Here is a 20,040-nt window from a genome sequence, read left to right as displayed (position 1 = left end):
TGCTAACTGCTAACTGCTAACTGCTAACTGCTAACTGCTAACTGCTAACTGCTAACTGCTAACTGCTAACTGCTAACTGCTAACTGCTAACTGCTCACTGCTCACTGCTCACTGCTCACTGCTCACTGCTCACTGCTCACTGCTCACTGAACTTACTCAAAATTCCGTTGTCGGCCAGCCTCAAAGATAAGGATTCCTGCTGCTACGGATACATTCATGCTGTCGATCTCACCGCGCATGGGAATGATGATATTCTGGTCGCTGTTTTCCAGCCATTTTTCCGAAAGTCCGTCGGCTTCCGTACCAACCACGATAGCAGTGGCATTGGTATAGTCGCAATTGTGATATGGCTTCGATGCCTGAAGAGCCGCAGAAAAGATAGAAATGTTCTTTTTTTTCAGAAATGAAATGATCTCCTCTGTACTTCCTGTTGCTATTTGTCTCGTAAAGAGACAGCCCACACTACTTCGTATGATGTTGGGGTTGTACAGGTCCGTTCTCGGATTTGCGATAATCACCGCGTCCAGGTTGGCTGCGTCCGCGGTTCGAAGCAGCGCACCGATATTTCCGGGTTTTTCAGGGGCTTCGGCTACAAGTATGAGCGGATTATCTCTAAGCTGAAGCGTTTCTAGATTGTGTACTTTGGTTTTCAGTATTGCAATTATTCCCTCGGTGGTCTTTCGGTAGGCCAGTTTCTGATATACCTCGATACTAATGTTAATTAGGTTTTCTGTATCCATTTCCGAAGGAATTTCACCGTAAATTTCAGGACAGATCATTACGGTCTCCATTGAATACCCACCCTTTTGGGCCAATTCGATCTCCCGATTACCCTCTGCAACAAATAGTCCTGTTTTCCTGCGCTCCCGGGACTTATCCAGGAGTTGGATCACCTGCTTTACAAGGGGGTTTTGAAGGCTGGTAATGGATTTGATCATGTGGTAAAGGTACGGAAGTATTTTGTTGCCAAATTATTTACTGAAGGCATGCGATTCCAAAATATTAAACCTTTTATAATTATTTTAGTCTAAGCTATTGGTTTGTTATATTTATCATTCAAACCCGACTTAAATGAATCCTCTCCGTCTGCTTTTAGTAGTATGCTTGCTATATATCTCCTGCAATGAGCAAAAGAGAGATGATCAATCCGTGATTCACGACACAGTTTCTATTTCCGATATAAACAAAACTGCTTTGGACTATCCGGTTTCATTGAAACAGGTCTTCAGAGCGCATGGAAGGATCGATCAATGGATTGATATGCGCAGCCTTACTTTTGACATGTTAAACCAAAACAAAGTTGAAACACATACTATATCGTTAAAGGATCGAAGAACAAAGATCGAAGCCGAGCAATGGGCAATTGGTTTTGATGGGAACGAGGTGTGGAAACTTGAACAATCGCAAAACGCGTATCGAGGTGACCCTGTGTTCTACTATAATCTAATGTTCTATTTCTACGCAATGCCCTTTGTCCTGGCCGATGAAGGTATTATCTATGAAGAATTAAAAGCTACCGAGCTGGAAGGTGAGGTGTTCGAGGGAATTAGGATTAGCTATAACGAAGGAGTTGGTAACTCATCTAAGGACGAATATATTCTCTATTATCATCCCGAAACCCACATGATGACCTGGTTGGCGTATACAGTGACCTATAATGATGATCAGCCCAACAAAGACTGGCGCTATATCAAATACTCCGAATGGCAGGAAGTCAACGGTTTAAAGCTGCCAAAAACCCTCACCTGGTATACAATTCAGGATGGGAAACCCATACAGGCGCGGAATTACCGAAACTTCGAAAATGTTACGCTTTCAGAAACTGAGATCAATGACTCTTTTTTCGAAATGCCTGAGGGTGCTACTAAGGTGATTAGGAATTAATATTTTATTCAGTATAAATTTCCGTAAGAAAATTTGCAAAGGACTTCTTCCAGAAGGTCCAGTCATGTCCTCCATCCATGACCCTGAGTTCATTAGGGACATTGTTTTCAAGAAATAATTGCTGAAGCTTTGATACCACAGGGACGATATTGTAATTGTCGTCATCGCCCACCGACAGGTAGAATTTCGGTTTTTGTTTTTTCTGAAGAAAGGATTCGATTCGACGGGTGTACGAATACGATCGCCATATAGAATCATTGAAATTTCCATCCTTTGCAAAGGCTTCTACTTTCCGGGAGGAGGAAACGGCCGGTGGCAGTGGCTCATAAGCCGCGGGGCTAAGTAATATAACGCTTTCAAATAACTCAGGCCGCCCTAGCGAAAAACGCAATGTCCCATAGCCTCCAGCTGAATTACCTGCGATAATTCTTCGCGTGGGGTTGAGGTTATACAGCTCCTCGAATTCTTGAATAAACTCCTGCAAATAGAAGGTCTCCATGGATTCTACGCTATCCACGTACCATGAATTTCCAGCACTGATACTAACTGCGATTAGTGGAGGAATCGCATCCATTACAAAAAGAGAATCTAGCAATGTAGCGACATTTCCTTCTTCCTCCTGGAACCAGTCGTTATGATCTCCACCATGACCGTGAAGTAAATAGATAATGTGAGATTCCATCTGAATGTTCTTCATCTCACGATGCGTAATATAGAGGTTGTATTGAATCTCTTTTTTGAGAATGTCGGAATAAAGGCTTTCTGAATAAACCTCACTATTAATTTCAGTATCATTATCAGTACACCCAACTATAAAGACAATTAGAAATAGGGCAGACAGGACTTTGTACATGGTGGTGATTAGTTGTTGTAATTAACTTCAATCATGGCATTCACCGATTTCACTATATAGACCCCTGCTTCGGAATCTTCCGTTATATCGACCTCACCCAAAATAGGATTTATCTGTGAATCTTCCGTCATCGGTAGTCGTAGTTCGACGAGCCAGTCGTTTTTAGTTTGAATTAGTTTTATTTTTCCTTCTGAAATGAAAACAGAAACCTCATTATCCCCAATGGGTACATTTTCCAAAGCAGCTACCTTCCAGGTGGACGGCAGCTTTGGTTCTATTACTACCTTTTTATTAGCGGCGTCCGGGCGAATTCCGAAGAATTGTTCCACAATGGGAACGGCATAACTATACACATTCCAGGCCTGGGTCATCATACCGTAATCCGGGGAAACTTCGTAAATACTTCCGGGCAGGGCGTAACTGAAAGAGCGCGTCATACGTTTAAGGTAATTCAGGGCCTTATCAGGCCTTCCGTAGTTATTTTCAGAAACGATCTGTACGCCTGTGGGCAGGGTCATCACTGCACCGGTATAGGAGAATATCTTGCTCCCCTTGAAAGAACCGTCATCAGATCCTGCCGACTCGTCCCTGTCTATCCCCGTCACAAATACACCAAAAGGATTTACATATTTTTCTGCGGTGACCAGGGCTAGCTGTGCTTTATCGTCGGTCGCCAACCCAACTTCCATTGGGGTATTCACCACCCAGTTATGGTGGAGCACAAAAGGCCGCGCTGTAGACGAAGGATTCTTTTTAATGGCCTCTCTTGTTTGTTTCAATTCTTCAACGGCCCAGGGCTTGCCGAGAGTGTCTGCCCTTACAATAGCATCTTCGATAAGATGAAGGGCCTGTTCGTCCGTGCCGATGAAATCTGCGTACGATCTGAACTCCTCACTCCAGAACTCTTCATTTATTTTCTTCTGAATTGCTTCGGCTTTCTCGAAATACTCCTGTGCTAATTTGTAGTCTCCCAGAGCATCAGCTATGTAGGATGCATCCTTGAATGCTTTTTGGGTGTATGCGGCTACATCGATCATCTCGCTGTCGAGTCCGTGGATCTCCATCATCCCGAAACCATCGGGGAATAGGTTTCCATCGGCGTCCTTTTCTGTCATCAGCCAGTTAAGCCCTTTTTTAATCGTTGGGAAATATTTTTGGAGGAATTCCTTGTCACCATTCCATTGATAGATCTTCCAGATAAGGGTTGCGTACTGGGGAGTTTCATTGATGTTCCCGGGATTAAACACTGCCCCGTTGGTAGACATCTCATGTATGATCCGGCCGTTGCCATTTACTGCTTCAGAAACACTGTCCAGCAATTTAATCGTATTGTAAACCGCATCTCTTTGACCGATTGCCATATAGCCTTGCAGTGCGTATTCGCTATCCACTCCGAACCACCAGGGATAATCGGGGATACCGGCACCGATACCAGTACCCACTTCGGGAACAGAACGAACCAGCCAGTCGCAGTTGTACTTCACCCATTCGAATGCTTGTTCAATTTCTTTATCCGGCACGGTGAGTTTCGTTTGCCTTGCCAGGCCTTCATAGCGTTCTTTTTTTGCCCTGATCATTCGGCCATAGTTCGAACTGATTTGCTTATAAGTAGCGTTCAAATCATTTTCTGATTGGTAGGAACCGGCTATAAAGAATGAAATGGTCTTTGTTTCGTTTGCACCTAGAGGCAGCTCGTAATTCAGCAATCCACCCTGACCTTTTCCTTTGTAGTTAGGGGCCATAAAAGCTTCAGTGGTGGCCTTGACATCCGCACCGAATTTCACATACCAGGGATTGCCACCATCCTTAAATGTCATAGTTTCTTCAATGGCGTTATACGTACCTGTATCACTTTCATCATTCATTTCGGTGCGCTCTCCCAGCCAGGTAGGCCGAAGATCAACATTTGCCCGATAACTGATCTTTAAATCTTTAGCGGTGGATTCACTATTGGTAATTGCAACCTGAACCACCAATCCTTGCTTTCCGTCGGGAACAAATTGTGATCGTGTTGCACTAAGGCCTATTTCCTTAAGGTCAAATTCGTGTTGATTCGCGTAGGGAAAATTGGTGAATTTTGAAGCCTTGTTTAAGCGCGTCAGGGTGCTGTCTACCATGATATCGATCTCAAAACCATCCATTAATTTGATTGGATGGTTCCAGATTCCACTCATTTCACCCTGGATATGCCAGCCTAATTCAGGAAAAGATCCGTCCTGCTGTCCTACCATATAAACCCGGTCTCCCGCAGTGACATAGGGTGAAGCCAAATATTCTTTTTTTCCTTCTATGCTGGGACTGTCCTTTAAGATTTCAGCAATGGACAGTTGCTTTTCTTCCTTATTACAGGAAGCAGCAATAAGCAGTATCGCCCCAAAAACCAACAGCTGTTTTTTCATAAGGTGAAGAGTTTAATCAAGGAGCATATTGCCCTGGGTGTATTTAAGGTTGTTTTTCATGGAGTGTATTCGCCATTCCAATTTTGTTCATCGGTATAAACAAAGAGCTTGTTTATACATTCAATGATCTTTTCTCTTTCGGTCATTTCTGAATATTAAGAACTTAAGCAATAAAGATAATTACTTTGGATCATTTTCAGAAAAACTAATAATTCAATAAAAAAGCGGCCCGAAGGCCGCCTTTGCATTTACTTTTATTTACGTGAGTATTTCTCCATATACCGTTGCCATAGCTCGGTTTGGTGGGTTTCAAGGGAAATTTCCCTACCATCGATAAAGGCATGGGAAAGCTGGTTGGTTCGCATATCCAGGGCATCTCCTTCGCTCACAAATAGCGTAGCACTTTTCCCTGTTTCCAGTGTACCGTAGGCGTCATCTATCCCAAGGATTTTGGCGGTATTTCCTGTGATCAATTGCAGAGCTGTCTCCTTATCCATACCCTGACCTACTAGCTGACCCGCATAGAAGGGTAAGTTTCTCGTTTGGAAATTAGACATACTGGCATTCTGCAACCCCACTAATAAACCTCCGTCCACAAGCATTTTAGGTAGTCTGAAAGGTAAATCGTAATCATCATCTGCCCTTAGTGGTAGAGAATGAGTTTGTCGTACTAAAACAGGAATATTGTGTTGTTTTAGGAATGGAATGATCTTATAAGCTTCATAACCACCTACGATAACCACATCCTTCACACCTTCTTCCTTTACCAGGGTCACTGCATCGGTCATTTCTTTTTCTCCCTGGGTGTATATGTATAACTTCTTGCTGCCGTCGAACAATCCCTGCATGGCTTCAAAACCTTCGTTCATTGATTCCTTAGAGCTCATACCATAGGCTTTCGAGTTTCGCAGATAATCTCTTATTTCACTGAGGTTGGAACTGTAGTTCTTATTCGGTTTCCATCCTCTTGGTTCACCCAGCCACCATCTCCCTCTGGAGAAGCTACCCGGCCAGTTCATGTGGATGCCGTCGTCTACTTTAACAGCGGCGTCTTCCCAGTTCCATGCGTCGAATTGCACAATGGATGAGGTCCCTGAGATCCTACCACCTTTTGGGCTTATCTGGCTCAATAGCACCCCATTAGGACGCATACTCTCTACCACACGGCTTTCCGCATTGTAGGCGATAAGCGAACGTATATTTGGGATGAAATTCCCTATCTCATCCTGGTCGTTACTCGCTCTTACGGCATTTACTTCTACCAGTCCCAGCGACTTCCCGGGAGCAATGAACCCCGGATAAACATGTTTTCCAGTGGCATTTATTACTCTTCCTTTCGTGGCTGTTCCTGAACCGCCAATGGCAGTAATAACGCCATCTTCGAATACGATCACGCTGTTCTCGATCACAGAGCCGTTACCTATATGAGCGGCGGCACCTGTTATGGTTATGGCCTCCGATTGAGCCGGGGCCGGTGTCTGTTGCGCGAATGTCTGTAATCCAACACTCACAACTAAGGCTACTAAAATTTGTTTAACTGTTTTCATGGTTGGATTAGTTTATGGTTTCACATTCAAAACGAATCTTGTCTTTTCCTTTCGGAGGTCTCGTTTTTGCGCCTCCGTTTTTTTCTGAAAGCATCATGTTGATAAGCTTGGTGCGTTCAGTTTTGATTGCCTGTCGCTTTGCCTTGTCTTGTTCTATGTCGAAATAAACAGTTCCATCGATGATGGTCTTCTCAGCTTTTGCATATACCGAAAGCGGATGATCGCTCCACAGCACAAGATCGGCGTCTTTACCTTCCTTGATACTTCCGGTTCTGTCGTCAATATGTAGCAATTTAGCCGGATTGATGGTTACCATCTTCCAGGCTTCTTCTTCGCTCATTCCACCATATTTTACACCTTTGGCCGCTTCCTGGTTCAACCTTCGGGACATTTCTGAGTCGTCACTGTTGATGGCAACAGTCACTCCCTGGCTCGCCATGATTGCCGCATTATAAGGAATGGCATCATTCACTTCGTATTTATAAGCCCACCAGTCACTGAAGGTAGAGCCGCCAACACCGTGGGCCGCCATTTTATCTGCAACCTTGTAACCTTCCAATATGTGCGTGAACGTGTTCACCCGGAAATTGAATTTCTCGGCAACTTTCATCAACATATTGATCTCACTCTGTACATAGGAGTGACAACTTATGAAGCGCTCGCCATTCAGTATTTCAACAAGTACTTCCATCTCTTCATCATAGCGGTAGGGTTGTCCACTTTTCTTTTTCGCTTCATATTCTTTGGCACGGTTGAAGTAGTTTACATACAGCTGTTCCACACCCATACGGGTTTGAGGGAATCGCGAATAACTTTCCCAGTTCGATTGTTTCACGTTTTCACCCAGAGCGAATTTGATAAACTTCGGACTGTTGTCGTAGATAAGTTTATCGGCACTCTCACCCCATTTTAGTTTTAAGATAGCAGAACGCCCACCAATTGGATTAGCCGAACCGTGAAGGACCTGTATGGATGTAACACCGCCCGCGAGGTTTCGGTAGATGCCTATATCTTCGGGATCCACAACGTCTTCTATGGATACTTCTGCAGATGAATTCTGCCCCGACTCGTTAATGGACAATGCCGCAATATGAGAATGCTCATCAATAACACCTGCTGTAAGGTGTTTACCTGTGGCATCTACCACCAAAGCACCTGACGCGCTTAGGTTTTTGCCTACCTGAACGATCTTTCCATTTTTAACCAGAACATCTGTATTATTAAGAACTCCTGCATCTTCACCGGTCCATACGGTTGCATTTTTAAACAGCATGTTTTGCGGTCTGGGCTTCGACTTGAATCCGTAGCTCACATTCGGATAGGTAACCGCAACTATTTCAGGAGCTTCATTTTCATCTTTCTTTTCATTCTTTTCTGAAGGGTCTGCCTCGCCGGTTCTGGATGCGCTAAATCTAGTCTCTACTCCGCTAGGCAAAACCATTTTTCCTGAGAAAGAGCTTCCCTCCGAGGGAATAACTGCATTAGTGCGATACGATTCTCCCTTTTCATCATCCTTAAAGGACAAGGTGAGCCAGTTATCTTTATACTCGAGTTTGGCTGGAAATTTTTTCTCTCCCAGTTTCACTTCTGCCTTAGGTTTAGAAGCTTCCCCGGACAAGGTCAATTCATAGGTCTTTCCTCCGCCATTTAAATTGTACTTTCCACGAATGTCCTTCTGGGTCATGTTATTGATCACATGTTTACGTCCCTGAACCCAGTTCTCGTAGAGCGTTGTCTCTTTTTCAAAAACAGGTCCCGAGGTAATCAGGAAGTTGGCGTACTTTCCTTTTTCTAATGTGCCTATTTCGTCACTTTTTCCCAGTATTGCTGCCGGCACGGTAGTTAGCGCCTCTAGTGCTTTTGTCTTGTCGTAGCCGTATTCGAATGCCTTCATTAACTTCCCTTTGAAGGCTGAAGGTGACTTCAATTCAAAAGTAGTTAATGCGAAATTCACACCTTTATCCGTCAGGGCCTTAGGATTGCCCGGCGCCTGGTTCCAGTTACGCATATCTTCAAGAGAAATATATTTTGTCGCAAACGGATCACTTACATCGTACGCATCGGGAAAATTGATAGGAATGATGTAATTCGCATTCGTCGCTTTGATCTCGTCTATTAGTTCATACTCATCTCCACCACCAACGATGATGTAGTTGCGATTGAACTGATCACTGATCTTATCGGCTCTTAAATTGTTGCCTTTGTCACCCGCCTCTATGATTGCGGGGAGTCCTTTGTTGGCCAATAGAGCTTCCAAAGACCTGTCCCGGGTAGTAGAGTTGCCTTTTTCGTACCAATCCAAATCCCAGTGAAGCTGACGAAGTAGCGCCAAGGAACCCATAAGGGAAGAAGGGTATGACTGTCGGCTGGTAACACTTTTATCGAACGAAAAGAATTGAGCGGAAGCATCGTCCAGGATGCGTGTTGCGGCGTCGTCTTCATCGTTCAGCGCTACAAGAACTCCTGTTCCCCTGGCAATTCCATCCATTACGTGAGTATTCAGAACTCCAAATCCGGCCTTTCGGAAATCACCGGCTTTCTTCTTATCGTATTTGAACTTAGAAATGGCCTGCTGCTCCGACTTGATATGGTCGTTCCAGTAGAATCCTTCTCGGGAAGGATCATACTGAGGTGACCTACCCCGGCCTTCAGCTCGTTTTGGTTTTTCGACTCCAAAGCCCGTGTACGCATCTATGAAAGAAGGATAAATGTATTTACCATCAAGGTTGGTGGTCACGGCATTGCCGGGAATTCTAACCGATTTACCAGCAGCAACTACTTTTCCATCCCGGATGAGTAAGGTTCCATTCTCTATTTTCTGAGATGGAGTAATGTAAATTGTGGCATTTGTAAATGCAGTGAAGTTGGTATTTTTCTCTTTTACCCCGTCATTTTTGGGAAAATATTCCTGTGCGTGAACAAAAGTAAAAGCGAAGAACACCACTAAGAATAGATAGTGTTTTTTCATTTGGTTGATTTATTAAAGAAGCTAAAGATAAGGAAGCGATATCGCAAGTATTGAATTCTTAACCTTCCTTTAACAGCCGAAAACCCCTAGAACCGACGGTCTTCGAAGTAGTTCACCACCAGGGCCACCATATAGCTGTAACTCATGATCCCTTTGGATTGGTTATTTGCTTTCAGAAACTGGTCCCAAAAACCCTTGGATATATTTTCAAAGGGATTTTCGTAGCTCAGCCAGAAATCCCGCATTTCTTTATAGCTCGCCAATATCCCCGGATTAATAGTCTCAATCAATTGGTGATAAGTGTCAATATCCCTTCTCGCTATCTCGTTCACACAGTATCGAAGCGCAAAAATATATCCACTGTACTGTATGTAGGGATCACTATTATTAATTGTGGCAAGGGTAGCAATGAAATTTGCCTCATTCTCAGCGGCAAAGCCAATTTGGTGAGCCTCTTCATGGCAACTTACAACAGGGAATTTGTAGGTTTTAATGAGGTTGTTCACCTGTGCTTCTCCCGAAAAAGGGTTGTAGTATCCGCTGTATCCCATGTAAGTGAGCCCCAGGCTCCAACCACTTTTTTTAAGGCTTTTCGGACTGTACGCCAGATCCGGGTATTGTTTTGAAAGAGTCTCATAGCCATCCAGGGATTTTTTAAAGATCTCCTTTTGAGAATAAGGCAGGTCGATTTTCACACTATCTGCGTAACCAAGCTCACGGTGCATGTTGTTCGACTTTGTAATTAGTCGTTTCGTTGTTTCAATCAATTGCTCTGTGGTATAGTCGTAGTCCAGATCTAATGTCTTGTGTAAAGGCTGTCTGTAATAATTGAGTCCCCAGAGTATATGGAACATGAAATAAACTATGGATACGGTAGCAACTATATCAATTAGGAAACGGACGGGCTCTGTCCATAATCGTCTGAAATTCTTTATCAGCCAACGAATCGCCATTATACCTATTAGCAAGTAGAACAGATCCCCCAGGGAAAAGGGGATCCATCCAAAAAGGTATCGGGATGCTTTGGAAAGGATTGGATAAAACCCTCTGCTATAATAGGTTTCTACAAACTCAGGGAAGAATTTCAACAACTGGAGCAGCAGTATTTGAGCTGGCAGCAGTAGGGCGAGTATGAGTCTTGTCCTCTTTTTGGGCATGTGCCAAACATACAAAGAATTCTTGTATCTAATATTTTTTCTCCCCTTCTGAAAACCTTAAATTTGAAGTGTAAATTATACTGAAATGAACGAAGCTATACGCCAACTCGAACCCAAGGAAGTTTGGTCTTATTTTGCCGATCTCAACGCGGTTCCCAGACCTTCCAAGAAGGAAGAAAGAGTAATTGCCTTTATGAAGGAATTTGGAGAAAATCTGAATCTTGAAACTGTTGTCGATCACATCGGAAATGTGATCATCCGAAAGCCGGCAACTCCAGGTATGGAGAACCGAAAAGCCATCGTCATGCAGTCGCACCTCGACATGGTACATCAGAAGAACAACGATACGGAATTCGATTTTGATACCCAGGGAATACAGATGTTGATCGACGGCGATTGGGTGAGAGCCAACGGCACAACGCTGGGAGCGGACAACGGCCTGGGTGTTGCAACCATTATGGCAGTCCTGGCAAGTGATTCTATTCCACACCCGGATCTGGAAGCTCTTTTTACCATTGATGAAGAAACCGGAATGACAGGCGCTATGGAATTGCAGGGAGGTGTGCTGAAAGGAGAGATCCTACTTAACCTCGATACTGAAGAAGATGACGAAATAGGTGTGGGTTGCGCTGGTGGTGTTGATGTTACTGCCAGAGGCACCTACCAAAGTGTGGCTGCTCCTGGGAATTCGAAAGGATACACCATCAAAGTAAAAGGCCTTCAGGGTGGTCACAGTGGTATGGATATCGACAAAGGGCTGGGAAATGCTAATAAGATGATGAACCGTCTGCTTTATACCACTGCCAATTACATGGAACTTTCAGAGATCAAAGGTGGAAGCCTTAGAAACGCGATACCCCGGGAGAGTCTTGCTGTTGTGGTGGTTCCCAATGATGCTGAAGAAGGTTTCCTCTCTACTTTCAATACTATGAAGGAGGCAATTCTGAATGAATACAAATTGCTGGAGCAGGAGCTTTCAATAGCAACTGTGGAAACAGCAGTACCTTCGGCGGTGATGTCTTCCGAAGATAAAATGAAATTGCTTCGAAGTTTGCACACGGCGGATAACGGAGTGTTCAGAATGAGCCCCGCTATAGCCGATCTAGTTGAAACTTCAAACAACATTGCCAAGGTGATGGTTTCCGAAGGAAAAATACAGATTGACAACTTAACACGATCCTCAGTAGAATCTTCAAAGTTCGACCAGGCAGAATCCTTACGAGCTGCCTTTGAGCTCTCCGGCTATGAAGTGTCCTTTACAGGTTCGTATCCGGGTTGGGCACCAAACATGGATAGCCCCATTCTGAAAGTAATGGACAAACTTTACGAAGAGATGAACGGTGAAAAGGCTAATGTAGCAGCATGTCACGCAGGATTAGAATGTGGTATCCTGGGCCAGAATTACCCGGGAATGGATATGATCTCATTTGGTCCAACCATCAAGGGAGCTCACTCGCCAGATGAAAGAGCCAGTATTTCTTCCACACATAAATTCTGGAAGTTCGTCCTCGAGATCTTGGAGAACATTCCCGAAAAGGTTTCATAAAAGAAAAAGCCCGGTTGAACCGGGCTTTTATTTATTCGTTTGTTTCGTTTGGAAGTAACTCCAATTCGAAGATCAAGTCTGTGTTTGGCGGGATTATTGGCCTGTTGCCAGCTTCTCCGTATCCAAGGTGTGAAGGGATGAAAACTGTAATTTTATCACCTACACGTAACAGCTGTAATGCCTCTCTGAATCCAGGGATAAGACGTGGATCATTAGTGTTGGTGACTATAGGAGTGTATTGACCTCTGTCTCTCTTACCCGGATTTACATTTTGATATAATTCCGCAACTTCCATATAGCTCGTATTGAACATCTGCCCGTTAGTGAAGTAACCAGTATAATTGATCAACATGTCTTCACCATCTTTCGGTTTTGGACCCTCGCCTCTTACCTGGAACAAATATTGAAGTCCGGTTTCTGAAGTTTCAGCTTCCTGCTTCATATTTACAAAGGAAACGGCTTTATCAATCGCCAGTCTCTCCAGTTTCTTGCGAGCTTCTTCTCTTTCAGCTTCGACCCGTCGCATCTCTTCAGCAAAGGCGATAACTGAAACATTACCTCTCTTGATAATATTTACCTCTTGCATTACTACATCGTCAACGGGTTTATCACCTGGCTTAGTAGTTGGAGTTACACCAATAGTGTCCACAATCTCTTGTCCTAAGACGATTTCACCAAAAACTGTGTGTTTATTATCCAGCCAGGGTGTTTCTTTAAGAGTAATAAAGAATTGACTCCCGTTTGTTTCGGGACCCGAATTAGCCATGGAAAGTATTCCTTTGCGATCGTGTTTTAGGCTATCCACGAATTCGTCCGGAAAACGATAACCAGGACTACCGGACCCATCACCATTAGGATCACCACCCTGGATCATGAAATCCTTGATCACTCTGTGAAAGATAAGCCCGTTGAAATAAGGCTTGCCCAGATAAACGGAGTCTACTAAATCGTTGGTACCTTCGGCGAGTGTGACAAAATTGGCAGTGGTAATTGGCGTTTGTTCGTTGTAGAGCTTTGCAACAAAAGTTCCTTTATTCGTTACGAATTCTGCATAAACACCTTCCGGAAGATCCGGATACTTATCCTCACATGCAGTTGTTACGACCAAAGCTAATGCAAGGACCAATAACAGGGAAAGTTTCTTCATTTTAAATATAGATTTATTGTGATTGTTGAATTGATTTCAGAGTAACAGTACTTTGGATGGGAACATTAGTACCCAATTTATCTTGTAATCCGTAGTAACCATATGCCTTATAGGACGGAAACAGGAACGTAACCTGTTCACCTACCTTCATAAGTTTAACCCCATCCCTTAACCCGGAGATCAGATCCTGGTTGGATTGGTCTATTTTATAGATTTGCAAACCGGTTTCACTTTCGGTGAGTATGGAGGTGCCTTCTAATGATCTTACATCGTATGTAAAGGTCACGATATCACCGTATTCAGGTGTTGGGATGTCAAGGCTGTCTTTGATATTGTAATAGTACCAGAATCCACTGGGAGACGATAAGTACTCCTGCTCGGGATTGGCCTCCATGATGGTAGCGATTCGCTCTTCTTCTTTTTTGTAAAGAACCTTGTTTCTTTCTGCAGACTGCTTAATGAAGCTTCCGGAACTTTGCTGAACCGGCCTGCGTGCTTCCGGTGTTTTACAGGAAACAAGCGCAAAAATCCCTGTCGCGATGATTAGTAAAGATCTAGGATTCATGGGAAAGCTCATTTTTATGGGACGGCAATATACTAATAAAATAGCGAATAGTTTTCGCTAAAGAGTCTGTGGAGCGGCCACCCGCGGCATTTGTATGTCCACCTCCATTGAAATATTTCCTGGCGAATTCATTCACCGAGAAATCACCTTTACTCCTGAAAGAGATCTTGATTATCTTCTCCTGTTTGTTTTCAATGAATATGACGGCAAAAACCACCCCGGCTAAGGACAGGGCGTAATTCACAAATCCTTCTGTGTCGCCCTTCCGGAAGTTGTGATCGTCCAACTCCTTTTGAGATAAGGTAATGTAGGCTGCTCTAAATTCCGGTAAGATCTTCATATTCCGAAGCGCCACACCAAGCAGTGCCAGACGATCCGGAGTATTGGTATCATAAATATTCTGATGTATTTCTGAATTTTTTGCGCCACATTCGATCAGTTTTGCTATAACCTTGTGAGTGGTGGCGGTGGTAGCCGGAAAACGAAATGAGCCGGTGTCCGTCATTATCCCGGTGTATAATTGTGTAGAAACTTCCGAAGTAATCAGTTGATCCGCATCCAATGCCTTCAGAAAGTGATATACCATCTCACAAGTGGAACTCATACTGGTATCACTGTACTGAACTACTGCAAAATCGTCCGGTTGTTGATGGTGGTCAATAAGGATGAAGTCGGCAGAAGCATTTTCAAGAGCCTCTTCCATTTCGCCTGTACGATTCAGGGCATTAAAATCAAGAGTGCATATTATTTCGGCCGAAGCTATTAGTGCATTGCTCGAATCCACATTCTTGTCGTAAATTAAAATACTTTCCCAATCCGGGAGCCATTTCAGAAAATTTGGGAAGTCGTTCGGCATGATCACCTGTGGATGGTGTCCCATGGTTTTCAACACCTTCGCGAGCGCCAGGCAAGAACCAACGGCATCTCCGTCGGGATTCTTGTGACCCACAACAACAATTTTCTTAGGGACAGCGAGAAGCTGCCTGACTTTGGCAGTGGTGGCCTCATTCATAGGCGGCTAAGATACAATTTCTTAATACGAATTTCATGTCCAATTTCCTTAAATTTGACCTAAACTTAATCGCTGATCTTATGAAAGCCATCGCCACCATTTTTTCCTTGTTTCTGTTGCTATCCTGTGCTGAAAAACAAGAAGTAAACTCTGCTGAGAATTTAAATAACGACCAGGAATTGAACCAAGCTGCGGATTACGTAATGGTATTCGCCAGTTGTAATCACCAGGATAGGCCGCAACCACTATGGCAGCCCATTTTAGAGGTGTCACCTGATATGTTTGTTTGGGGAGGGGACAATGTGTATGCGGATACCGATGACATGGCTAAAATGAAGTCCGACTACGAAAAGGTGAAGTCGAATGAATTTTATACTGAGATAGCGGCGCAGGCCGAGATCGAAGGGACGTGGGATGATCATGATTATGGAAAGAATGATGCCGGAGCGGAATGGGAAAAGAAAGACGAAGCCAAGAACATCCTGCTCGACTTCCTGGATGTTTCGAATGATGACCCGAGGAGAAGCAGGGAAGGGGTGTACTATTCCAGAATTATCGATACCGAGAATGGTAGTATCAAACTAATTTCGCTGGATACGCGATACTTCCGAACTGAATTAAATAATAGTGATACCAAAGGACGCCGATACGACGATTGGCCCCTGGACCACCGAGGGACTATGCTGGGAGAGACACAATGGAACTGGTTGGAGAAGGAACTTGAAGATGACTCAGCAGATTTTACCGTTATAATAAGTAGTATTCAATTTCTAAGTAAAGAACACGGCTGGGAGAAATGGATGAATTTCCCTGGCGAAGTAGAAAAAATGAGGTCTATGCTGAAGGATGCTAAGGCAAAAAATATTATGATCCTGAGCGGAGACAGGCATATGGCAGAGATCTCTGTAGATAAAGACGCGGGATTGGGCTATCCTCTGGTGGATTTTACCACTAGCGGGATGACGCATACCTGGCCGCATTTCAGTACGGAAGGAAACGAATATCGGGTAAGTAACATCATAAAACGACTCAACTTCGGGGTGTTGTTCTTCGACTTTGAAAAAAATTCGGTAACCTTCGAAATAAGAGGGGAAGATAACTTTATTTTCGAACGTTTCACCCAGCAATATTAAATGAACGTTAATTGCTTGGTTTCTGTTTTCAAATGGCTATTTTTGCACAAAATTTTAACACACAGATGAGAACAAACAGAACGTTTACCATGATCAAGCCCGATGCCGTTGAAAAAGGCCATATCGGTGCGATACTTGAAAAGATCAATTCCGCGGGATTCCGTATAGCAGCTATGAAGCTTACGCATATGACGACGGCAGATGCTAAAGAGTTCTATGCCATCCACAAAGAGCGTCCGTTCTTCGGGGAATTGGTAGAATATATGACCAGAGGTCCTATCGTTGCAGCCATCCTGGAGAAAGACAACGCGGTGGAGGATTTCAGAACTTTGATCGGTGCTACCAATCCTGCCGATGCAGCTGAAGGAACTATCCGTAAATTATACGCAGCTTCTATAGGTGAGAATGCTATCCATGGAAGCGACAGCGACGAGAATGCTGCCATCGAAGGTGCATTCCACTTCTCAGGGCGCGATACTTTTTAATAAGTAGAAATTATATAAATTAAAAACGCCTTTCAATCGAAAGGCGTTTTTTTTATCGCAAGACTATTTTTTTGATGAGGTCCTTGCCCAGTTCATCATTAACCAGCTTGATGATCTTTTCTTTTCCATAGCTTAATTCTTCACGTAAAACAGAAGAGGTTAAATTAACGTGCAGCGTTTCTCTGTCTAATTTCACAGCAGTGGTATACTTTGAAATAGCCTCACCCATCACCGAATGCCAGGCCTCCTGTACAGACACCTTGTCGAGACCAGTTTGTAGCCTGTTGGCCTGGATGAATTCCTTTAAAACCTCACCCAGGGAAGTATTTTCACCTTGTCGTTTTGGCATAGGGTAAAGGTAGGGGAAAAGTTTTGTTTAACGATGGGAAATAGACATCAGGCTGCTTAATTCCATCCTCTTTTTTTGAAGTTTTCTTCAATGACCCGCTGTAGTATTTCAGGTTCCGCACTACCAATTAGTACCGTTTTGTTTTTTCCTTTCGACAAAAATTTTACTTCCACCGCCTTAGATCCCTGAATATTATATAACATGCCTTTAGGAGTTATCCTGATTCCATATCCATAATACCATGGAGTTCTTATAAGCTGCGTACCGAGAAGTTCATCAATGGTAAATTTGAAGCGTATCAACCCAATGCCATAAGTCACCTTAACAGAAGCCCGGTCAACTTCAATAGTAAGTTTGTAAAACAGCGCAATAGCAAATAACAGAACTGCAGAGATAATGATATATGGGGTCAATGGCAGCGGGTTGTCTCCCCATTGATTCGCATAAGCGAAATACAACATGATTAAGATCGGGCCAAGTAGTAACACTATTAGCCATCCGGTTTGTGACTTCTTATAATTCATACGATCATTAATACAATAGATTACAGAATAAAGATAGTGAGTTGGAGAATAATTTCCTTTACCAGAAATTACTTTTCCATCGCCAAAGCCTTACGTTCGTCAGGCATTTTTTCTATGGCATACCTTAGTGCTGTGCGTGGCATTTCATCTTTATGTTGTATTACAAAGTCGAATATTTCCTGCTGCTGTGACTTACTGGCCTCCTTGAGCATCCAGCCATAACCTTTCTGAACCAGATCGTCTTCATCTGTGAGCAAAATACTTGCAATTTCCAGGATATCGGGTAGAAACTTCCCTCGCCTGGCGGGTGCTACCAGAGATACTGCGGCCGCCCTGCGCATCCATCTATTTTCCGAAGAAGTCCAACTCTTTAACTCCTGAATAGTTTCAGGAAATCTATCTATTAAATATCCTATACTTTTTGTGCAAAAGGTGTCGCAACTGGCCCAGTTGGTAATATACATGTCTATCCATCGCTTGAAGATGTGAATGTCGGATATCTCATACTTGCGTTTTACGAAAAATGTCCAATCTGCCGCTATTATTGCTTCTTCATTGTAACCTGACTGAAACAAAGATTCGCATATCGCAAAGATCTCCTGCTTATTTGTTGAATTGAATATTTTGAAAGCTGATTTGGCAATACTGTGAACTGCGGGGTTTCGCACACCATAGCACTTGATCTCGTCCTTAAAGAATCGCTGACTATTATTTTTGGTTTCTGAAGAAGCCTCCTCATTCAACCGACGGCGAATTTCAGAAATAATCTCTTCCATTATTCGGATAAGGAAAAACCCTTGAATTTAGCGTAGGTATAGATCTTACCGTCTTTGTTCCGAACCACTAGCAGGCTGTCACGAGCCTCTAACACACTTTCCTTCCAATTATCGTAAGGCGTGGTGTAATACACGTTCAGGCTATCATTCTCTATTTTTAGTTTGAAACGTTCCGCAGATTCACTGGTTGTAAATCCACCGTCTAACCTTGGCTGTACTTTTTTCCGAACCCCCGAATCGCCGGTGAGTTCAATGAAATCGATGGTGTTGCTCATCTGAAATTGTCGCTCGGCTCCATCAGGCATTTCAACTTTTTCAATGACCCAGTATCCGGCTAATTTAGTTTTCATCTCTTCGGGGTTTTGCCCACAGGAGAGGAGAAATGAAAGGACGATCAATACTAATAGTTTCTTCATAAAAATTAAGTTTTGCATTGGTTCTCGATACAATCCACCACTGGCAGATCACTCGAACAGACAACTATCGTACTAAAATACCAACATACTAATATACTAACCACTATAGTCTGAACATCTTATACGATTGATGTACCTCTTTAACAACAGCTTCTGTTCGCTCCGGGTGGGTGTCGCTGATAAATAGTTGTCCGAAATTCTCTTCGTCCACGAGTCTAATGATCTGCCCAACCCGCTGTTCGTCCAGCTTGTCGAAAATATCGTCCAGTAACAGAATCGGTTGCACACCGCTGTGTCTTTTCAGAAAATCGAATTGTGCCAATTTTAGTGCGATGAGGTAACTTTTTTGCTGTCCCTGGGACCCGAATTTCTTCACGGGATGGCCTTCGATCTGGAACAACAGGTCGTCCTTGTGAATCCCAAAATTGGTATACTGGGTGATCCTGTCCTTGTTGATATTCTCATCGAGCAATTGCTTGAGGCCGGATTCGTCCAACTGACTCTTATACACCAGGTCAACTTCCTCTTTTTGTTTGCTGATGGTTTCGTAACGCTTAAGGAAGATAGGGGTGAACTCTTCGAGGAACGCCTTTCTTTTTTCGTGAATTGGTGTTGCCAGGGCATCCATTTGCTCATTGTAAATATCGAGGGTATCCTGGTTGTGAGTATTGTTCGCAGCAAAGTATTTCAACAGGGAATTTCGCTGTGCTAGGACTTTATTGTAAGTAATCAGGTCACGTAGATACTGTGCATCACCCTGGGAGATCACGCCATCCATAAATTTCCTGCGGGTTTCACTTCCTTCAATAATGAGGTCTCGGTCTGCGGGTGAAATGATCACCACAGGCAAAAATCCAATATGTTCGCTAAAGCGCTCATAGGCCTTACCATTTCGTTTGATCATCTTCTTTTGCCCTTTTTTCGCACTCACCACGATCTTTTCATCTTTTTCATCTTTTTCGTAAAGGCCTTCTATAACGAAGAAGTCGGTACCATGTCTAATATTCTGACTTGTAATAGGATTGAAGTAACTTTTTCCGAAGGAAAGATGATAAATAGCATCAAGTACGTTGGTCTTCCCAATACCATTATTCCCCACAAAACAGTTGATTCTAGGGTCGAAGTCGAAGGCTTCCGACTCGAAATTTTTGTAGTTCAATAAGGTCAAAGACTGTAAGATCATAAATCTGAGCGCGTTGCGAATATTTTAGAAAGTCGCTTTCAGGCCAAAGAAATTGGGAAAACTGGCTGCAAATTATTGAAAAATAAGCACTTTTTT

Annotated in this window: 18 protein-coding genes; 4 read left to right on the top strand and 14 right to left on the bottom strand. The window is 43.4% G+C overall.

The window, feature by feature from the left end; all coding sequences use genetic code 11:
• Positions 1-152: 152 nt before the first annotated feature.
• A complete protein-coding gene (locus tag J1N09_RS14355; RefSeq protein WP_265200947.1) occupies positions 153-938 on the bottom strand; it encodes a TrmH family RNA methyltransferase in 786 nt (261 codons plus the stop codon).
• 133 nt (positions 939-1,071) lie between these two features.
• On the opposite strand from J1N09_RS14355, the gene J1N09_RS14350 reads away from it, so the two are divergent.
• On the top strand, positions 1,072-1,884 hold the full coding sequence (locus tag J1N09_RS14350; RefSeq protein ID WP_265200946.1) for a DUF6503 family protein: 813 nt from the start codon (positions 1,072-1,074) through the stop codon (positions 1,882-1,884).
• Between the two features lie 4 nt (positions 1,885-1,888).
• Here the strand turns inward: J1N09_RS14350 and J1N09_RS14345 are convergent, their stop codons facing one another.
• The 5 genes from J1N09_RS14345 to J1N09_RS14325 form a co-directional block, all read right to left on the bottom strand.
• Positions 1,889-2,737 carry an alpha/beta hydrolase gene (locus tag J1N09_RS14345; RefSeq protein ID WP_265200945.1) on the bottom strand — a complete coding sequence of 283 codons (849 nt, stop codon included), beginning with the start codon at positions 2,735-2,737 and terminating at the stop codon, positions 1,889-1,891.
• Positions 2,738-2,745: 8 nt separating this feature from the next.
• On the bottom strand, positions 2,746-5,136 hold the full coding sequence (locus tag J1N09_RS14340) for a glycogen debranching protein (RefSeq protein ID WP_265200944.1): 2,391 nt from the start codon (positions 5,134-5,136) through the stop codon (positions 2,746-2,748).
• Between the two features lie 254 nt (positions 5,137-5,390).
• Positions 5,391-6,683 carry an amidohydrolase family protein gene (locus J1N09_RS14335; protein WP_265200943.1) on the bottom strand — a complete coding sequence of 431 codons (1,293 nt, stop codon included), beginning with the start codon at positions 6,681-6,683 and terminating at the stop codon, positions 5,391-5,393.
• A 7-nt stretch (positions 6,684-6,690) separates the two neighbouring features.
• Entirely contained in the window at positions 6,691-9,651 is a 2,961-nt protein-coding gene (locus J1N09_RS14330) for an amidohydrolase family protein (protein ID WP_265200942.1), read from the bottom strand.
• A gap of 86 nt (positions 9,652-9,737) precedes the next feature.
• Entirely contained in the window at positions 9,738-10,808 is a 1,071-nt protein-coding gene (locus tag J1N09_RS14325; RefSeq protein WP_265200941.1) for a DUF3810 domain-containing protein, read from the bottom strand.
• 85 nt (positions 10,809-10,893) lie between these two features.
• Between J1N09_RS14325 and J1N09_RS14320 the strand changes: the two genes are divergently transcribed.
• Complete coding sequence (locus J1N09_RS14320; RefSeq protein ID WP_265200940.1) at positions 10,894-12,354, top strand: aminoacyl-histidine dipeptidase; 1,461 nt, start codon at positions 10,894-10,896, stop codon at positions 12,352-12,354.
• 31 nt (positions 12,355-12,385) lie between these two features.
• On the opposite strand, the gene J1N09_RS14315 is transcribed toward J1N09_RS14320, so the two are convergent.
• The 3 genes from J1N09_RS14315 to J1N09_RS14305 are packed head-to-tail and all read right to left on the bottom strand — an operon-like array spanning position 12,386 to position 15,078.
• A complete protein-coding gene (locus J1N09_RS14315; protein WP_265200939.1) occupies positions 12,386-13,501 on the bottom strand; it encodes a peptidylprolyl isomerase in 1,116 nt (371 codons plus the stop codon).
• Between the two features lie 13 nt (positions 13,502-13,514).
• Positions 13,515-14,066, bottom strand: a complete 552-nt coding sequence (gene gldI, locus J1N09_RS14310) for a gliding motility-associated peptidyl-prolyl isomerase GldI (RefSeq protein ID WP_265200938.1) — start codon at positions 14,064-14,066, stop codon at positions 13,515-13,517.
• Entirely contained in the window at positions 14,056-15,078 is a 1,023-nt protein-coding gene (locus tag J1N09_RS14305; RefSeq protein WP_265200937.1) for a DHH family phosphoesterase, read from the bottom strand. Before J1N09_RS14305 ends, gldI begins: the two co-directional genes overlap by 11 nt.
• Before the next feature lie 80 nt (positions 15,079-15,158).
• Between J1N09_RS14305 and J1N09_RS14300 the strand changes: the two genes are divergently transcribed.
• Together J1N09_RS14300 and J1N09_RS14295 are read left to right on the top strand one after the other, a co-directional pair.
• Entirely contained in the window at positions 15,159-16,211 is a 1,053-nt protein-coding gene (locus tag J1N09_RS14300; RefSeq protein WP_265200936.1) for an alkaline phosphatase D family protein, read from the top strand.
• Between the two features lie 65 nt (positions 16,212-16,276).
• Complete coding sequence (locus J1N09_RS14295; RefSeq protein WP_265200935.1) at positions 16,277-16,696, top strand: nucleoside-diphosphate kinase; 420 nt, start codon at positions 16,277-16,279, stop codon at positions 16,694-16,696.
• 52 nt (positions 16,697-16,748) lie between these two features.
• Here the strand turns inward: J1N09_RS14295 and J1N09_RS14290 are convergent, their stop codons facing one another.
• The 5 genes from J1N09_RS14290 to recF all read right to left on the bottom strand — a co-directional run bounded on the left by J1N09_RS14290 (position 16,749) and on the right by recF (position 19,944).
• Positions 16,749-17,045 carry a DUF721 domain-containing protein gene (locus tag J1N09_RS14290; RefSeq protein ID WP_265200933.1) on the bottom strand — a complete coding sequence of 99 codons (297 nt, stop codon included), beginning with the start codon at positions 17,043-17,045 and terminating at the stop codon, positions 16,749-16,751.
• Between the two features lie 56 nt (positions 17,046-17,101).
• Positions 17,102-17,569 (bottom strand): hypothetical protein, encoded by a 468-nt coding sequence (locus J1N09_RS14285; RefSeq protein ID WP_265200932.1) that lies wholly within the window; start codon positions 17,567-17,569, stop codon positions 17,102-17,104.
• Positions 17,570-17,637: 68 nt separating this feature from the next.
• Positions 17,638-18,345 carry a DNA alkylation repair protein gene (locus J1N09_RS14280; RefSeq protein ID WP_265200931.1) on the bottom strand — a complete coding sequence of 236 codons (708 nt, stop codon included), beginning with the start codon at positions 18,343-18,345 and terminating at the stop codon, positions 17,638-17,640.
• Positions 18,345-18,761, bottom strand: coding sequence for a lipocalin family protein (locus tag J1N09_RS14275; protein ID WP_265200930.1), 417 nt, complete (start codon positions 18,759-18,761; stop codon positions 18,345-18,347). The genes J1N09_RS14280 and J1N09_RS14275 overlap by 1 nt, the downstream gene beginning before the upstream one ends.
• A gap of 103 nt (positions 18,762-18,864) precedes the next feature.
• A complete protein-coding gene (recF, locus tag J1N09_RS14270) occupies positions 18,865-19,944 on the bottom strand; it encodes a DNA replication/repair protein RecF (protein WP_265200929.1) in 1,080 nt (359 codons plus the stop codon).
• Positions 19,945-20,040 lie beyond the last annotated feature (96 nt).

The sequence above is a fragment of the Aureitalea sp. L0-47 genome, from assembly GCF_026126405.1.
In the GTDB taxonomy this organism is placed as follows: domain Bacteria; phylum Bacteroidota; class Bacteroidia; order Flavobacteriales; family Flavobacteriaceae; genus Pukyongia.
The sequence above is the reverse complement of the archived record's forward strand: the minus strand, read 5'-3'. Positions and strand labels throughout refer to the sequence as shown.

Excerpts from the sequence above, each read along its gene's own strand:
- J1N09_RS14275 (WP_265200930.1), bottom strand. The coding sequence starts at position 18,761 with ATGAAGAAACTATTAGTATTGATCGTCCTTTCATTTCTCCTCTCCTGT.
- J1N09_RS14355 (WP_265200947.1), bottom strand. The coding sequence starts at position 938 with ATGATCAAATCCATTACCAGCCTTCAAAACCCCCTTGTAAAGCAGGTG.
- J1N09_RS14315 (WP_265200939.1), bottom strand. The coding sequence starts at position 13,501 with ATGAAGAAACTTTCCCTGTTATTGGTCCTTGCATTAGCTTTGGTCGTA.
- J1N09_RS14350 (WP_265200946.1), top strand. The coding sequence starts at position 1,072 with ATGAATCCTCTCCGTCTGCTTTTAGTAGTATGCTTGCTATATATCTCC.
- J1N09_RS14285 (WP_265200932.1), bottom strand. The coding sequence starts at position 17,569 with ATGAATTATAAGAAGTCACAAACCGGATGGCTAATAGTGTTACTACTT.
- J1N09_RS14290 (WP_265200933.1), bottom strand. The coding sequence starts at position 17,045 with ATGCCAAAACGACAAGGTGAAAATACTTCCCTGGGTGAGGTTTTAAAG.
- J1N09_RS14295 (WP_265200935.1), top strand. The coding sequence starts at position 16,277 with ATGAGAACAAACAGAACGTTTACCATGATCAAGCCCGATGCCGTTGAA.
- J1N09_RS14340 (WP_265200944.1), bottom strand. The coding sequence starts at position 5,136 with ATGAAAAAACAGCTGTTGGTTTTTGGGGCGATACTGCTTATTGCTGCT.
- J1N09_RS14300 (WP_265200936.1), top strand. The coding sequence starts at position 15,159 with ATGAAAGCCATCGCCACCATTTTTTCCTTGTTTCTGTTGCTATCCTGT.
- recF (WP_265200929.1), bottom strand. The coding sequence starts at position 19,944 with ATGATCTTACAGTCTTTGACCTTATTGAACTACAAAAATTTCGAGTCG.
- J1N09_RS14325 (WP_265200941.1), bottom strand. The coding sequence starts at position 10,808 with ATGCCCAAAAAGAGGACAAGACTCATACTCGCCCTACTGCTGCCAGCT.
- J1N09_RS14320 (WP_265200940.1), top strand. The coding sequence starts at position 10,894 with ATGAACGAAGCTATACGCCAACTCGAACCCAAGGAAGTTTGGTCTTAT.
- gldI (WP_265200938.1), bottom strand. The coding sequence starts at position 14,066 with ATGAATCCTAGATCTTTACTAATCATCGCGACAGGGATTTTTGCGCTT.
- J1N09_RS14280 (WP_265200931.1), bottom strand. The coding sequence starts at position 18,345 with ATGGAAGAGATTATTTCTGAAATTCGCCGTCGGTTGAATGAGGAGGCT.
- J1N09_RS14330 (WP_265200942.1), bottom strand. The coding sequence starts at position 9,651 with ATGAAAAAACACTATCTATTCTTAGTGGTGTTCTTCGCTTTTACTTTT.
- J1N09_RS14345 (WP_265200945.1), bottom strand. The coding sequence starts at position 2,737 with ATGTACAAAGTCCTGTCTGCCCTATTTCTAATTGTCTTTATAGTTGGG.
- J1N09_RS14335 (WP_265200943.1), bottom strand. The coding sequence starts at position 6,683 with ATGAAAACAGTTAAACAAATTTTAGTAGCCTTAGTTGTGAGTGTTGGA.
- J1N09_RS14305 (WP_265200937.1), bottom strand. The coding sequence starts at position 15,078 with ATGAATGAGGCCACCACTGCCAAAGTCAGGCAGCTTCTCGCTGTCCCT.